Annotated in this window: 16 protein-coding genes; 8 read left to right on the top strand and 8 right to left on the bottom strand. The window is 46.9% G+C overall.

The genetic code is table 11. The features are described 5' to 3' along the window. Positions 1-10 precede the first annotated feature (10 nt). A complete protein-coding gene (locus ABDB98_RS18250) occupies positions 11-394 on the bottom strand; it encodes a VOC family protein (protein ID WP_032875731.1) in 384 nt (127 codons plus the stop codon). An 85-nt stretch (positions 395-479) separates the two neighbouring features. On the opposite strand from ABDB98_RS18250, the gene ABDB98_RS18245 reads away from it, so the two are divergent. Next, complete coding sequence (locus ABDB98_RS18245; protein WP_438420910.1) at positions 480-1,667, top strand: class I SAM-dependent rRNA methyltransferase; 1,188 nt, start codon at positions 480-482, stop codon at positions 1,665-1,667. An 81-nt stretch (positions 1,668-1,748) separates the two neighbouring features. Here the strand turns inward: ABDB98_RS18245 and ABDB98_RS18240 are convergent, their stop codons facing one another. From ABDB98_RS18240 to ABDB98_RS18220, 5 genes are all read right to left on the bottom strand, one after another. Beyond that, the gene (locus ABDB98_RS18240) at positions 1,749-2,591 is read right to left on the bottom strand and encodes a DUF2268 domain-containing protein (RefSeq protein ID WP_438420909.1); all 843 of its coding nucleotides are present in this window, start codon (positions 2,589-2,591) and stop codon (positions 1,749-1,751) included. Between the two features lie 56 nt (positions 2,592-2,647). Further along, on the bottom strand, positions 2,648-3,397 hold the full coding sequence (locus tag ABDB98_RS18235; RefSeq protein WP_438422171.1) for a MerR family transcriptional regulator: 750 nt from the start codon (positions 3,395-3,397) through the stop codon (positions 2,648-2,650). A gap of 128 nt (positions 3,398-3,525) precedes the next feature. Beyond that, complete coding sequence (locus ABDB98_RS18230; RefSeq protein WP_060963961.1) at positions 3,526-3,720, bottom strand: YwbE family protein; 195 nt, start codon at positions 3,718-3,720, stop codon at positions 3,526-3,528. A 125-nt stretch (positions 3,721-3,845) separates the two neighbouring features. Then, the gene (locus tag ABDB98_RS18225; protein WP_012118753.1) at positions 3,846-4,526 is read right to left on the bottom strand and encodes a CidB/LrgB family autolysis modulator; all 681 of its coding nucleotides are present in this window, start codon (positions 4,524-4,526) and stop codon (positions 3,846-3,848) included. After that, positions 4,508-4,894 (bottom strand): CidA/LrgA family holin-like protein, encoded by a 387-nt coding sequence (locus ABDB98_RS18220; protein ID WP_007407725.1) that lies wholly within the window; start codon positions 4,892-4,894, stop codon positions 4,508-4,510. The genes ABDB98_RS18225 and ABDB98_RS18220 overlap by 19 nt, the downstream gene beginning before the upstream one ends. 106 nt (positions 4,895-5,000) lie before the next feature. Between ABDB98_RS18220 and cidR the strand changes: the two genes are divergently transcribed. The 7 genes from cidR to ABDB98_RS18185 all read left to right on the top strand — a co-directional run bounded on the left by cidR (position 5,001) and on the right by ABDB98_RS18185 (position 12,088). After that, positions 5,001-5,909 (top strand): cidABC operon transcriptional activator CidR, encoded by a 909-nt coding sequence (gene cidR / locus ABDB98_RS18215; RefSeq protein WP_045925509.1) that lies wholly within the window; start codon positions 5,001-5,003, stop codon positions 5,907-5,909. Between the two features lie 2 nt (positions 5,910-5,911). Next, positions 5,912-6,730 carry a hydroxyethylthiazole kinase gene (thiM, locus tag ABDB98_RS18210; RefSeq protein WP_438420908.1) on the top strand — a complete coding sequence of 273 codons (819 nt, stop codon included), beginning with the start codon at positions 5,912-5,914 and terminating at the stop codon, positions 6,728-6,730. Continuing rightward, positions 6,727-7,395: a thiamine phosphate synthase gene (gene thiE, locus ABDB98_RS18205; RefSeq protein WP_438420907.1), complete on the top strand. Its 669-nt coding sequence runs from the start codon at positions 6,727-6,729 to the stop codon at positions 7,393-7,395. The genes thiM and thiE overlap by 4 nt, the downstream gene beginning before the upstream one ends. A gap of 134 nt (positions 7,396-7,529) precedes the next feature. Beyond that, a complete protein-coding gene (locus ABDB98_RS18200; RefSeq protein ID WP_438420906.1) occupies positions 7,530-8,978 on the top strand; it encodes an FTR1 family protein in 1,449 nt (482 codons plus the stop codon). Continuing rightward, positions 8,975-10,126, top strand: a complete 1,152-nt coding sequence (gene efeO, locus ABDB98_RS18195; RefSeq protein WP_438420905.1) for an iron uptake system protein EfeO — start codon at positions 8,975-8,977, stop codon at positions 10,124-10,126. Before ABDB98_RS18200 ends, efeO begins: the two co-directional genes overlap by 4 nt. An 18-nt stretch (positions 10,127-10,144) precedes the next feature. Then, positions 10,145-11,401, top strand: coding sequence for an iron uptake transporter deferrochelatase/peroxidase subunit (gene efeB, locus ABDB98_RS18190; RefSeq protein WP_060963966.1), 1,257 nt, complete (start codon positions 10,145-10,147; stop codon positions 11,399-11,401). Positions 11,402-11,485: 84 nt separating this feature from the next. Continuing rightward, positions 11,486-12,088 carry a DsbA family oxidoreductase gene (locus ABDB98_RS18185; RefSeq protein WP_438420904.1) on the top strand — a complete coding sequence of 201 codons (603 nt, stop codon included), beginning with the start codon at positions 11,486-11,488 and terminating at the stop codon, positions 12,086-12,088. A 22-nt stretch (positions 12,089-12,110) separates the two neighbouring features. Here ABDB98_RS18185 and ABDB98_RS18180 read toward each other — a convergent pair whose 3' ends face one another. Together ABDB98_RS18180 and ABDB98_RS18175 are read right to left on the bottom strand one after the other, a co-directional pair. Continuing rightward, the gene (locus ABDB98_RS18180) at positions 12,111-12,785 is read right to left on the bottom strand and encodes a glycosyltransferase family protein (RefSeq protein ID WP_438420903.1); all 675 of its coding nucleotides are present in this window, start codon (positions 12,783-12,785) and stop codon (positions 12,111-12,113) included. Then, positions 12,785-13,465, bottom strand: a complete 681-nt coding sequence (locus tag ABDB98_RS18175) for a class I SAM-dependent methyltransferase (protein WP_438420902.1) — start codon at positions 13,463-13,465, stop codon at positions 12,785-12,787. The genes ABDB98_RS18180 and ABDB98_RS18175 overlap by 1 nt, the downstream gene beginning before the upstream one ends. Between the last annotated feature and the right edge of the window lie 44 nt (positions 13,466-13,509).

Genomic DNA, 13,509 nt, shown 5'->3' with positions numbered 1-13,509 from the left:
CCCGTTTTTTTTAACGCTGGAAAAATTCGATCCATTCGCCGTCCGGTCCTTCAATGTAAAAGTAGCGGTACCCGTTCGGAAGCGTCGTGATTTCTTCATCGATAAATACGGCGCCCTGACGCTTCGCATGCGTGAATTCCGCCGCGATATCTTCAGTTAATAAAGCGATATGATGCACTTTTCCTTCTGCGGGAAGCTCGCTGCTGTAGCCTTGAATCAGCTCAATCTCCGTCTCAGGCCCTTCCTGAAAGCCGAGAAAGGCAAGTTCAATAATGCCGTTCGTATGAGTGATACGATCCTTTAACTGCATACCGAGAACGTCTTGGTAAAAAGCAATGGATGTTTCAATATCTTTGACCATAATGCCTGTATGGTCGATTCTTTTGGCTGTCATGGTTTTTCCCCCTGTTTTGAATTTTTCGGGACAATGCATGTTTTATGGTACGATAAGAGAAAGCAAAACGAAAGAGGAATGCACAATGAAGCTACTTACAGTGAAAGATACATTTGCCGGAAAGCTGAAAAAAGGATTCCCCCTGATTGAAAAAGACGCTCTGTCCGGAAGCTCGGCTCACTTAACAGAGGGCGATCTTTTTGATGTAACATCCGAGAAGGGCGAATTTATCGGGAAAGGCTATTACGGTTTGCAGAATAAAGGAGTCGGCTGGGTGCTGTCCCGTGCGAGAGACGAACAAATCGACGGACGTTTTTTTCTGGGCAAGCTGAAAAAAGCGGCTGAAGCAAGAACCCATCTGTTTAAGGCACCTGATACGACGGCGTTCCGTCTGTTCAACGGTGAAGGCGACGGCATCGGCGGCGTCACGATTGATGTCTATGACGGTTATCTGCTGATTCAGTGGTACAGCAAAGGCATTTACGCATATAAGGACAGTTTGATTGAGGCGATTGACGGCCTGGAGCTTTCTTATAAGGCGATCTACGAAAAGAAACGGTTTGATACCGCCGGACAATACGTGGAAGACGACGACTTTGTCAAAGGTGAAAGAGGAGACTTTCCAATCATTGTCCAAGAAAACGGCATACAGTACGCGGTGGATTTAAACGACGGGGCGATGACGGGCATTTTCTTAGACCAGCGTCATGTACGCAAAGCGATTCGGGACAAGTATGCAAACGGCAGACGGGTGCTGAACACATTCTCTTATACGGGGGCATTTTCGGTTGCGGCGGCGCTTGGAGGAGCTGAGAAAACGACCAGTGTCGATGTCGCCAACCGCAGCCTTGCAAAAACGATTGAACAGTTCAGCGCCAACGGAATTGATTACGAAGCACATGATATTAAAGTCATGGATGTTTTCAAATACTTCGGCTATGCGGAGAAAAAAGGGCTGGCGTTTGACCTCATCATCCTTGACCCGCCTTCTTTCGCCCGTACAAAAAAACGGACGTTCAGCGCGGCGAAAGATTATAAAAACCTGCTGAAGGAAACGATCGCCATCACCGCAAAAAACGGCATCATCGTTGCATCGACAAACAGCAGCGCCTTCAATATGAAGAAATTTAAAGGCTTTATAGAGACCGCCTTCAAAGAAACAAACGAGCGTTACGACATTTTGGAAGAATATATGCTTCCGGAAGATTTCAAAACGATTCCCGCGTTTAAAGAAGGGGACTATTTAAAGGTTGTTTTCTTGCGGAAAAAATAGGATTATCGTTTAAAGCGATGAAAGAGGGGGAAAGAAAACCTTCCTTCATCGCTTTAAATTGGTTGAAAATAAAACAGGTTATTAAAGAAACAGTCCGCTATTACGCAGTATCTCATCTGTATTAAGTAAAGTGGCCTCTCTAATTCCCACATTGTTGGCCTTCATGAAGGATTGCACTGCTTGGTAGCCAACCGCATAGCCCGCAAACGGTGATAAGCCGACAGGCTGATAACCTTGTTGGGCTGCAAAGATGTCACCAAACATGTAACTGCTGACCTCAGCAAATCCTTTCATATTTAATGAGTCTTTGATGATTTCTTTTGAGTATTCTAAGTCTTCCTTTTCAAAAGAAGTAACCCAAGGACCTAACAGAGCTTCTCCGTAAAGTTCTTTGGCAAACGATTCTGCCAACCCCTCTATAATTAAGTAATCGCCAACCGTTATGTTCCCATAATCCCAATTGAAATACGAAAAACGAATATTATGATGAAATTCATGTGCGATTACAGCAGGCAGTCTCGGTATATTATAAGTATTGGGAAAAATACTAACTTGAATAAATCCCGGAATTCCTCCAAATCCGCAATATCCTTTATGTAATTCAAGTTTTTTTGGATTAGCCAGATACATTCCAAATCTTATTTCATCAGCGTTTATTTTTAAGTTGCTTTCTTTGAGGAATTCAACACAATGAGTTAAGGTATCATATGCAATTTGAGGAGCTTGAATTTCTTTCAGGCTCTCTAATGCTTTTTTTCCGGTTTCCGTGTCCGATATGCTCAGGTAGCCCAGCATATTTGCAGCCATTATTACATCATATCCGTTAGGGTGTTTTGCCTTTAAGGGAACATTAATCTTCTTCCACATGTCTTCGAAGGGTTTCATCATTGAGTATCGATAATAATCTTCTCTATTTTCAATCATTGAAAATAACTTTTCGTATTGCCCGATTGTATCCTCTATAATGATTTTAATTGGTATCACCCTTTTTTTTGATTATCTATATAAATTTTAATTGCGTCACTCATGAGCATCGCCAATCCTTCACCATACTGATCGATGTTCTTAGTAAAGCGTTTATCTTCAACATAGAGTTGACCTAATCCATAAAAGGCATCAAAAGAATATTCACCAAAATTATCATTTAAAAAATCAAACCATTCTTTTACAGCTATTTGTACTTTTGGAGAGTTGGGGGATTGGTTAATGAGCAATGCAAATTTATTGAACATTGCAGTCCACTTATCAGATAAATCTTTTTGTTCACCATCAGTCATGCTTTTCAATCTTATATTTACCTTATCGACAGGTTCATCACCCCACCGTTTGCGAGCTTCTTGTTCATAATGATTATGTGTAAAGTGAATTCCCTCAAATCTCTCTTTGTTTGTCATGCAGATTTCTCCCATCATATGTTTGATTGATTTATCGATGGTATCAATCATCTTGTCGACTCTATTTCGTTTCTCCATCAACATTTTCTTTTGTAAGATTAAAGCCTCTCTTCGGTTAAATGAAGGACTATTAATGATTTCTTTAATCTCTTTCAGGGAGAAATCGAGCTCCTTGAAAAATAATATCTGTTGCAGCTGTTCAAGGTGTTCTTCTGAATAAAGCCGATAACCGGAATCGGTAGTTTTAGGAGTCAATAATCCAATCTGATCGTAATGATGGAGAGTACGGATGCTTACTCCAATCAGTTCAGCTACTTCTTTTACTTTCATATCCATCACTTTTTCCGCCTCCTCAATTGCTACTCTAAAGTATTACGCGGCGTAAGGGTCAATAGTTAGTTATGGATTTTTCGATTTAGCTATCACAAAAAAAGCCGGGCATGCATGCAGCCCCGGCTTTTTTTCTATTCAATAATCTGCTGGACCCGGCCGATTTGCCCGTCTTCCAGGCGAACCTTAATGCCGCGCGGGTGGAAGCTTGAGTTCGTCAAAATATCTTTCACGATTCCTCTTGTCAGCTTTCCTGAACGCTGATCGGCTTTCAAAACGATATCGACTTCAAGCCCTTTTCTGATGCTATTTCGCTGCTGGCCGTTCATATGACACATCCGTTCTTCAGTCTTTTCACTTCATGTCTTATCATATCGTGTTTTCGTCTTTTTATGAAGGACAGACTGATTGATCTCCGGCAAATAAAAAAGACCGCTCTGTCAGGAGCAGTCTTTTATGACATAAACGAAAGCAAAATCGGAGCCGCGCACAGCGTCATAATCGCGGCGAGAATCATGGACACGCTTGAGATCGTACCTGATACGGAGCTGAGCTCAAATGCTTTAGATGTTCCCGCTCCGTGCGCGCTTGTTCCGAGCAGCACGCCCCGGGCAATTTCGTTATCAATGCGGAAATAGCGGATGACCATCGGCCCGATGATCGTTCCCAATAAAGCCGTTAAAATGACGAAAACCGCTGTAACGGCCGGCATCCCGCCAATCATTTCTGAAACGTTCATGGCAATCGGCGTCGTCACTGATCGCGGCACGAGACTGTCGACTAAGCTGCTGCCGAGATGGAACCATTTCGCGATAAACGCCGTTGACAGAATAGCGATACATGAACCGACCGCTACGTTCAAAATAATTTCCACGGCGTATTTCTTTAAAATCGGGAAATATTTATAAAGCGGGATGGCGAACGCCACTGTTGCCGGCTGAAGCATATCGGTCAGCAGTCCGCCGCCGAGATTGTATGTCTGATACGGGACATTGACAAGAAGCAGCAGTACGACCAAAACAGCGGGCGTAATCAGAAGCGGCGACGTATACACCCGCGGAAAACGAATGTAGAGTTTTTTCGCGCCCAAATACACTAAGACAGTTAAGAATAAACTTATGATTCCGATGAACACGTTTGTTTTTTCTCCTTTCTTTTTGCTATCAGCTGTGTAAGCGTACCTGTAGAAACCATCACGACAAATGTGCTGATGACGACGACAAGTAAAATGCTTACACCGAATTTAGACATAATATCTCCGTATTCAATCACTCCGACGGCAGACGGGATGAAAAACAACAGCAGCTCACCGAGGAGCCATGCTGCGCCAAGCTCGATCCATTCAAGCTTGATAATCTTGAAATGCAATAATGTGAAAAGAATCACAATCCCGATTATACTGCCGGGAATATTTATATGAAGAGCCGCCGTGACCCAATTGATCAGACGCGCAAATATAAACAGCAGAGCGATTTGAATAACGGTAAGCAACAATTTTTTCATAATGATGCCTCCCTTATATTTATATTGTACATAAGGTTTTGCTATAGGTAAAATATATATAAAGAATAATATGTATTCCTTTTGTCTATAGAAAGGATGAGATGAAATGGACATCCGGCACTTAACGTACTTCTTGGAAGTGGCCCGTTTGAAAAGTTTTACGAAGGCTTCGCAGTCACTGTATGTTTCACAGCCGACAATTTCAAAAATGATTAAAAATCTGGAGACGGAGCTCGGCATCAAGCTGTTTTACCGTAATGGCCGGCAGGTTGAACTGACTGACGCCGGACAAAGCATGTATGTGCAGGCACAGGAAATCACAAAGTCATTCCAAAACCTGACATCAGAGCTGAATGATATTATGGAGGTAAAGAAAGGGCACGTCCGCATCGGATTGCCGCCGATGATCGGGTCGGGCTTTTTCCCGAGAGTGCTCGGTGACTTCCGCGTCACATATCCCGATGTGACGTTTCAGCTCGTAGAGGACGGCTCTATTAAAGTGCAGCAAGGTGTGGAGGACGGCTCGCTTGATATCGGGGTCGTCGTGCTTCCCGCGAATGAAGAGATTTTTCATACGTTTACAATCGTAAAGGAAACCCTCATGCTCGTCGTCCATCCGTCACATCGGCTCGCGGACGAGAAAGAATGCAGTCTTCACGAATTGAAAGAAGAGCCGTTCATCTTTTTCAGGGAGGATTTTGTCCTTCACAATCGAATTATGACAGAATGTGTGAAAGCCGGGTTCAGGCCGCACGTCATTTATGAAACGTCACAGTGGGATTTTATCAGCGAAATGGTATCGGCCAATCTCGGCATCGGCCTGCTGCCGGAAAGAATCTGCCGCGGCCTTGATCCTGAGAAAGTCAAAACCATTCCGCTCGTTCACCCGGTCATTCCGTGGCATTTAGCCATCATTTGGCGGAAGGACCGCTACATGTCCTTTGCCGCCAGAGCCTGGCTGGAACATACAAAATCGTATTTGTGGAATCCGAAAAAGAGAAAAAAGGATGATTAAGCATGGATGCACAAACGGCAGCTCAACACTTGAGTAAAGTGCGGGAGCAATGCCCGCTCGTTCACAGTATTACCAATAACGTCGTCACGAACTTCACCGCTAACGGCCTGCTCGCGCTCGGCGCATCGCCCGTTATGGCTTATGCAATTGAGGAGGCCGCCGACATGGCGAAAATCGCCGGAGCGCTCGTCCTGAACATAGGCACCCTCAGTCCGGCATCGGTTGAAGCTATGATCGCCGCGGGAAAATCAGCCAACGAAAACGGCGTTCCGGTCATTTTTGATCCGGTAGGCGCCGGCGCCACGCCGTTTCGGACGGCATCAGCCCGCAAAATCATACAGGAAGTCCGCTTGTCCGTCATTCGCGGAAATGCCGCGGAAATCGCCAATATTGCCGGCGCATCCGATTGGAAGATAAAAGGCGTGGATGCCGGGGAAGGCGGAGGAGACGCGCTTCAGCTCGCCAAGACGGCTGCAAGCAGGCTGAAAACGGTCATTGCGATTACCGGAAAAACTGACATCATCTCTGACGGCACCGACACATACGCCGTTCATAACGGTGATAAACTGCTGACGAAGGTGACGGGGGCGGGATGCCTGCTGACGTCTGTAATCGGAGCCTTCTGCGCAGCGGGCCAGGATATTCTGCAAGCGGCCGTTTCAGCCGTTTCTGTATACGGAAGCGCCGCTCAGCTTGCTGCTTTGGACACGTCTCACAAGGGCCCGGGCAGCTTCCAGATTGAGCTTTTAAACAAGCTGGCAAGCATTTCAGAACAAGAGGCGGCCGAGCTTGCTGCAATTGAAAGGATGACAGAAAAATGACGCGTATTTCTCGGGAAATGATGAAGGATATGTTATCGGTTTATTTTATTATGGGATCAAATAATACTGATGCAGACCCCGTGTCTGTAGTGAAAAAAGCCATAGAGGGCGGCGCTACGCTTTTTCAATTTCGGGAAAAGGGGACCGGTTCTTTAACAGGAGAGGAACGTGTCCTGTTTGCAAAGCAGGTGCAGGATGTCTGCAGACAGGCCGGCATTCCTTTCATCATTAATGATGATGTTGAATTGGCCTTGCGCCTTAAGGCGGACGGAGTGCATATCGGCCAGGATGACGCAGACGCTGCAGAAACGAGAGCGGCAATCGGTGATATGATTCTCGGTGTATCAGCGCATAATGTCTCCGAGGTGAAGCGGGCGGAAGCTGCCGGAGCTGATTACGTCGGAATGGGCCTGGTCTATCCGACCGAAACGAAAAAAGATGCTGAAGCTGTGCAGGGCGTTACATTGATTGAAGAAGTGCGGCTTCAGGGCATCACCATACCGATTGTGGGAATCGGCGGCATTACGGCGGCGAATGCGGCGCCCGTCATTAAAGCGGGAGCTGACGGCGTCAGCATGATCAGCGCCATCAGCCAAGCCGATGATCCAAAAGAGGCGGCGCGCAGATTTTTTGAAGAAATTCAGCGTTCCAAAGCAAAAAGCTGACATGTTTCTGTCAGAAGGGCTGTCCGGGGAGGACGGCCTTTTTCTGTATGCGCAACTTTTTATTGACAAAGGCCGAGATCGGACTATGATTATGATATATAATGATAATCATTTTCAACTACAGGAGGTGCATGATGGCACGGAAGCTTGCTTTCATGTTATTCAGCCTGCTCGTCATAGTCAGTTCTTCTGCCGTGGCGAAAGGCGCTGATCCCATCGCTTCACTTATCAGCCTGAATCAGCAAATGATTCAATCTGCAAAGGACGGAAACCTGCAATCCGCCGAAAAAACATTTTCACAATTCAAAACAGTATGGAAAAAAGAAGAGCCTGCTATTAAAAAAGAAAATCTATCTTCCTATTCAAAAATGAACTCCAATATCGCAATGATTTCACTTTCTTTGCTTAATAAAGACACAAAAAAGGTACAGGCGGAGCTCTCTGAGCTTGGGTCCCATTTAGAAACCTACCGGCAGGCCGTCACATTAAAAGGCGCAGCCGGCGGGAGCTCAAGGCTTACACTCTCAGCCTATATTCAAAGCTTAAAAGAGACGAAACAGCTGATCAAAAGCAGCCAAACCGCTGAAGCCCAAGCAAAAATCGATCAGCTTGTCACGAATTGGCTGGCTGTCGAAGGAGACGTCGTGTCCCAATCCAAAACGGCTTACACAACCTCAGAAGAGAATCTGGCGCTCATGAAAGCGGAAGCCGAAAACCGCCCGGATCAGGCCGTTAAACATATTGACGAAATGATTCAGCTCCTTGAGCCGATTGCGTCAAGCAGCTACAGCTGGCTGGACGCCGCTCTTATCCCGATAAGGGAGGGAATGGAGGCGCTTCTTGTGATCGGCGCGCTGTTGACGATGACGAAAAAAGCCCGGGTCACCCGTTCATCAACTTGGATCTGGGGCGGAGCGTCACTCGGCATGCTCGTCTCTCTCGGGGCGGGGGTCGGCGTCACACTGCTGTTTTCCTCAAACATTTTCGGAGAAAACAATTTTCTGCTCGGCGGCGTGACCGGCATTCTGTCTGCCGTGATGCTCCTGTTTGTCGGCGTCTGGCTCCACCGCAACGCTTCAATGGATAAATGGCGGGAAAAAATTAACACACAAAAATCGCAGGCGCTTAAAAAAGGAAGTCTGCTGTCCTTCGCGCTGATCGCCTTTTTGGCAGTCGTCAGAGAAGGGCTTGAAACGGTAATCTTTTTTATCGGCCTCGTCGGCAAGCTGCCGCTTACCGAATTAATAGGAGGAACCGCAGCGGGCTTGTTGATCCTTGCGGCAGCGGGTTTTCTCATGATTAGGCTCGGAATGCGGATTCCGTTAAAGCCGTTCTTTCTGCTGTCCATGGCCGTCGTTTTGTATATGTGCGTGAAATTTCTCGGTACGGGCATCCACAGCCTGCAGCTGGCGGATATTCTCCCGTCTGACGCTGAAAGCTGGCTTCCGTCGGTATCGTTTCTCGGCATCTATCCGTCGGTTTTCAGCACCATTCCGCAGCTGTTCATTATTGGCTTTTTAGCCGCAGCACTCATCATGGAAGCCGTAAAATTAAAATCGAATAGAAGGGAAGTTGCAAAATGAAACAGATCCGGAAAGCGGCTTTATCAGCCGGCTTACTCCTCGCTCTGTGCTCGGGCTGCGGCGCTCAGCAGTCAGCGTCTGACAAAGGAGCCGAAAAAACCAGTGTAAATCAGGACATCAAAACATCAGTGGACAAAATGGAGGATATTCTGACCAAACTGAATGAATCCGTTAAAAAACAAGACCGGAAAGGCATTCAGCAAAGAGGAAAAGAACTGAACAGCTACTGGCTCTCATTTGAAAATAAAATCCGCGGAGATTATCCGTTTGAATACACGGATATCGAAAAGCACCTGCAGCCGATTTATACAGAAGCACAAAAAGATAAGCCTGATACAGAGAAGATTAAATCGGAATCTATATCGCTGACAGCCTCGCTGGAGGAGCTGACGGGCGCTGGAAAAAGCAGCAAAAAGGCCGGTGACCAGCTCAAGAAAGCTGCGGGTGATTATAAAACATATGTCAAAGAACAGAGCGATCAGCTTGTAAAATCGACCGAAGCGTTCACAGACGCCGTCAAGGCGGGGAACATCAATCAAGCGAAACAACTTTATCCGAAGGCGCGCGTCTATTATGAGCGAATTGAACCGATTGCCGAAAGCCTCGGCACGCTTGATCCGAAAATCGATGCCAGAGAAAATGATGTGGAAGAAGGCGGCAAATGGACGGGCTTCCACAAGCTTGAAAAAGCGCTCTGGAAGGACAATCAGATTTCTGGCGAAAAAGAAACGGCCTCCGTCCTGTTAAAGGATGTGAAGGAGCTTGACGGTTCTGTCGATTCTCTCAAACTGACGCCTGAACAAATCGTCGCCGGCGCCATGGAGCTTCTGAATGAAGCGGGCATCTCAAAAATCACGGGTGAAGAAGAACGTTACTCCCGGATTGATTTAACAGATCTGGCCGCCAACGTCGAAGGCTCAAAAGCTGTCTATGAAACAGTGAAAAGCGCGCTTGTGAAAGATCATTCCGGCGTCACGGAAAAACTTGATACGGAATTCAGCGAATTTGAAGTTTTGATGTCGAAATACAAAACAGGCGATCATTCGTATACGTCTTATGATAAATTAAGTAAAGATCAAATCAGAGAGATAAGCACGAAGCTGACGGCCCTTTCTGAAACCATGTCGAAGATTGCCGATGTGCTTTAAAAGGAGTTATGACACAGCATGAGCGATGAACAAAACAAGGAAAAACAGATCCACAGACGGGATGTCCTGAAGTGGGGCGCCGTAGCGGGCGCCGCCGTCGCTGTGGGAGCGAGCGGCCTCGGAGGACTCGCTCCGCTCTTCAAACCGGCGGCCACCGCTTCAAAGAAGAGTGAAGGAAAAAGTGATAATGAACAAATCGTTCCTTTTTACGGGAAGCACCAAGCGGGAATCACAACGGCGCATCAGACGTATGTGTATTTTGCAGCGCTTGATGTCAAGTCAAGCAACAAAGCTGATGTCATCTCCCTCTTCAGAAATTGGACCAGTCTGACGCAGCTGCTGACCTCAGGCTCCGCTTTGTCAGGCGAGCAAAAAAATAAATATATGCCTCCGCAGGATACCGGCGAGTCACAGGATCTGGCACCGGCGAATTTAACTGTTACCTTCGGCTTCGGCGCCGGATTTTTTGAAAAAGACGGGAAGGACCGCTTTGGGCTGAAGGATAAAAAACCGAAGCACCTCGCTGAAATTCCGCCAATGCCAAACGACAAGCTCGATCAGAAACAAGGCGGCGGTGATATCGTCATTCAGGTCTGTGCGGATAATGAACAAACGGCGTTCCACGCGGTGCGCAATCTGATTAAACAGGCTGTCGGCGTGTGTGAAGTCCGTTTTCTCAATAAAGGTTTCTTAAGCGGCGGGAAAAACGGCGAAACCCCGCGCAACCTTTTCGGATTCAAAGACGGCACCGGCAACCAAAGCACAAAGGATGAAAATCTGATGAATTCAATCGTTTGGGTTCAATCAGGGGAGCCGGACTGGATGACGGGCGGCACGTACATGGCGTTTAGGAAAATTAAAATGTTTTTAGAAATATGGGACCGTTCATCCTTGAAGGAACAAGAGGACACGTTTGGGCGGGTGAAAAGCTCGGGCGCTCCTTTCGGACAAAAAAAGGAGACTGATCCCGTCAAGCTGAATCAAATTCCCGCCGACTCGCATGTCAGCGTGGCGAAATCAACCGGCAGACAAATTCTGCGGCGGGCGTTTTCTTATACGGACGGAATCGACCCGAAGACGGGCTATGTTGACGCAGGCCTGCTGTTTATCAGCTTTCAAAAAGACCCGGACCGCCAATTTGTCCCGATGCTGAAAGCTTTGGCGGCAAAGGATGCGCTGAATGAATACACACAAACGATCGGCTCTTCTTTATTCGCCTGTCCCGGAGGCTGTAAAAAAGGAGAATATATCGCCCAGAAGCTGCTGGAATCGTGACACCTTCCATATGGAAGGTGTTTTTAAAAAACGCTTGTAACTATTTTTGTTACAACGTAAAATAAAAAGGAAAGGAGACATACAATGACACTGCAGATTAAAGTATATACTGATTATGTATGTCCGTTTTGCTTTGTCGGCAAAGCGGCGTTTGAAGAAGCAATCAAGGACAAGGACGTACAGGTGGAATGGATGCCGTTTGAATTGCGTCCGAGCCCCTCACCGAAACTTGATCCGGTAAATGATCCCGCCAAGCGGCAGATGTGGAAAAATTCAATTGAACCGATGGCACGGTCTTTAGGTGTTGAGATGACATTCCCCCGCGTATCACCGCATCCCTACACGGATTTGGCGTTTGAAGGTTTTCATTTTGCGAAGGAACATGGGAAAGGAAGCGAATACCATACACGCGTTTTTCAGGCATTCTTTCAGGAAGAACAAAATATCGGTGACATTGACGTGCTGACAAAGCTCGCGGAAGAAGCCGGACTTGACGGCGTCGCGTTCAAAGAGGCGCTTGAGACAAGAGCGTACAGGGACATGCAGCGGGAAGCGCTCCGCCATGCCTATGAGGAAGCCGGCATTACGGCAGTGCCGACGTTTATCATCGGCGATGAAAGAATCCCGGGCGTCGCGGGAAAGGAAACTTTTGAACAAATCATTGAACGGGAATTGAATAAACGTTAATCCGTAAAAAGCCCTCTTTGCATCAGCAAGAGGGCTTTCCCATATAGTGTTGGACAAATATTTGTCTGTCCGCTTCATACGCCGCGGCGTCAAAGGAGTCACCGCAAAAATGAAGGCACCAAGGGTCTTTCTGGCAGGCGACGCCGACTTGATAGCCGTGTTTTTGAAATTCGAGCGACTGTGATGTGTCGTAAAAATGAAAGCCTCGAAACAAATCCTCTCGCCACTCCACATCATATTGAGAGGCCATTAACAATCCGTCAATGGCGTCAGCGGGCATAAACAGTCCGTCTTCATCACCGTTCTCGAATTCAAGCGGATGGCAAGCATTCCCGCGGTATTCAATCACTTTCCCCATCCGCTGCCCGCTTTCCCACCAAATGCCGTTCGGCGGAAGCGTTTTGCAGCCCGCGACACCGAGAAGACCGAGCTCACGATGAGATTGAAAGATATGAAGCATGTCTCGCAGGAAATGCTGATGAATGATAAATGTATCCTGATGCAGATAAATTTTATATTTGGAAGGGTGTTTCAGCGCTTTGTTGTAGGAGGAGGCCATGCTTTCTGAATCGTATATCGGCATGATATCAACGGAATGTGAAGGGGGAACGGTAAGCTTCAGAATATGGTTTTTGCATCGGGAGTAGAGCGACTCATCATTCACGCAAATGACAAACAGAAATGAATGTGCATTCATTACATGCTCCTCTCGGCCTCAATCACGTATTGATAGGCCGATGCTTCTGTCAGAAAATCATGTCTTATGCCAAGCTGTACGCATACTTCGTGCAATGAGGCGATGGCCCGGTGATAAGAGGGATGATCAACGCGGATCGCCTCAATGCGTTTCACCTCATAGCCTGCCGCTTTAAATAATGAAAGGGTTTCTTCCCGGGTAAAAAAACGCAGGTGGGTCTGATCCATTAACCCGGCGTCCCTGTAAGTCCATTTGCCGGCTAAAAGCTCCAGCACCACTGAGATGTGGCCGACATTCGGTATGCATGCAAGCACCGTGCCGTCTTTTTTTACATACGGGCGAAGCTTTTTCAGCACTGACCACGGGTCGACAAGATGCTCCAGAACGTCTCCGAACAGCATACAATCGAATTGTTCTGATTCGTACGGAAGAATGGCGGATTCAATGTCGCCGCAAAGCACATGGCTCAATTTACTTTCCGCCTTTTTTGCTGCTTCGGGAAACGCTTCAATGCCGTAAACCGTTATTCCGCGGTCTTCAATCGCCGCGCCTAAATTGCCCGTGCCGCAGCCGACATCGAGCACTGTCCGCCAGTTTTTGTCTATATTGTTTAATAAATAAGGATTCAGGCCTTCGTAGTAGCTCTGTTGTTTTTCATCATAATAGGGATTCGTATCCATCCGTGTATCACCTCATAAATGGGCATAATACACAAGATATGCAG

Origin of the sequence: Bacillus siamensis, assembly GCF_051628075.1 — a bacterium.
In the GTDB taxonomy this organism is placed as follows: Bacteria; Bacillota; Bacilli; order Bacillales; family Bacillaceae; genus Bacillus; species Bacillus siamensis.
This window is presented reverse-complemented; position numbering and strand designations above follow the sequence as displayed.

Excerpts from the sequence above, each read along its gene's own strand:
- ABDB98_RS18235 (WP_438422171.1), bottom strand. The coding sequence starts at position 3,397 with ATGGATATGAAAGTAAAAGAAGTAGCTGAACTGATTGGAGTAAGCATC.
- ABDB98_RS18240 (WP_438420909.1), bottom strand. The coding sequence starts at position 2,591 with ATGATTGAAAATAGAGAAGATTATTATCGATACTCAATGATGAAACCC.
- thiE (WP_438420907.1), top strand. The coding sequence starts at position 6,727 with ATGACGCGTATTTCTCGGGAAATGATGAAGGATATGTTATCGGTTTAT.
- ABDB98_RS18220 (WP_007407725.1), bottom strand. The coding sequence starts at position 4,894 with ATGAAAAAATTGTTGCTTACCGTTATTCAAATCGCTCTGCTGTTTATA.
- ABDB98_RS18250 (WP_032875731.1), bottom strand. The coding sequence starts at position 394 with ATGACAGCCAAAAGAATCGACCATACAGGCATTATGGTCAAAGATATT.
- ABDB98_RS18185 (WP_438420904.1), top strand. The coding sequence starts at position 11,486 with ATGACACTGCAGATTAAAGTATATACTGATTATGTATGTCCGTTTTGC.
- thiM (WP_438420908.1), top strand. The coding sequence starts at position 5,912 with ATGGATGCACAAACGGCAGCTCAACACTTGAGTAAAGTGCGGGAGCAA.
- ABDB98_RS18230 (WP_060963961.1), bottom strand. The coding sequence starts at position 3,720 with ATGAACGGCCAGCAGCGAAATAGCATCAGAAAAGGGCTTGAAGTCGAT.
- efeB (WP_060963966.1), top strand. The coding sequence starts at position 10,145 with ATGAGCGATGAACAAAACAAGGAAAAACAGATCCACAGACGGGATGTC.
- ABDB98_RS18180 (WP_438420903.1), bottom strand. The coding sequence starts at position 12,785 with ATGAATGCACATTCATTTCTGTTTGTCATTTGCGTGAATGATGAGTCG.
- cidR (WP_045925509.1), top strand. The coding sequence starts at position 5,001 with ATGGACATCCGGCACTTAACGTACTTCTTGGAAGTGGCCCGTTTGAAA.
- ABDB98_RS18200 (WP_438420906.1), top strand. The coding sequence starts at position 7,530 with ATGGCACGGAAGCTTGCTTTCATGTTATTCAGCCTGCTCGTCATAGTC.
- ABDB98_RS18245 (WP_438420910.1), top strand. The coding sequence starts at position 480 with ATGAAGCTACTTACAGTGAAAGATACATTTGCCGGAAAGCTGAAAAAA.
- efeO (WP_438420905.1), top strand. The coding sequence starts at position 8,975 with ATGAAACAGATCCGGAAAGCGGCTTTATCAGCCGGCTTACTCCTCGCT.
- ABDB98_RS18175 (WP_438420902.1), bottom strand. The coding sequence starts at position 13,465 with ATGGATACGAATCCCTATTATGATGAAAAACAACAGAGCTACTACGAA.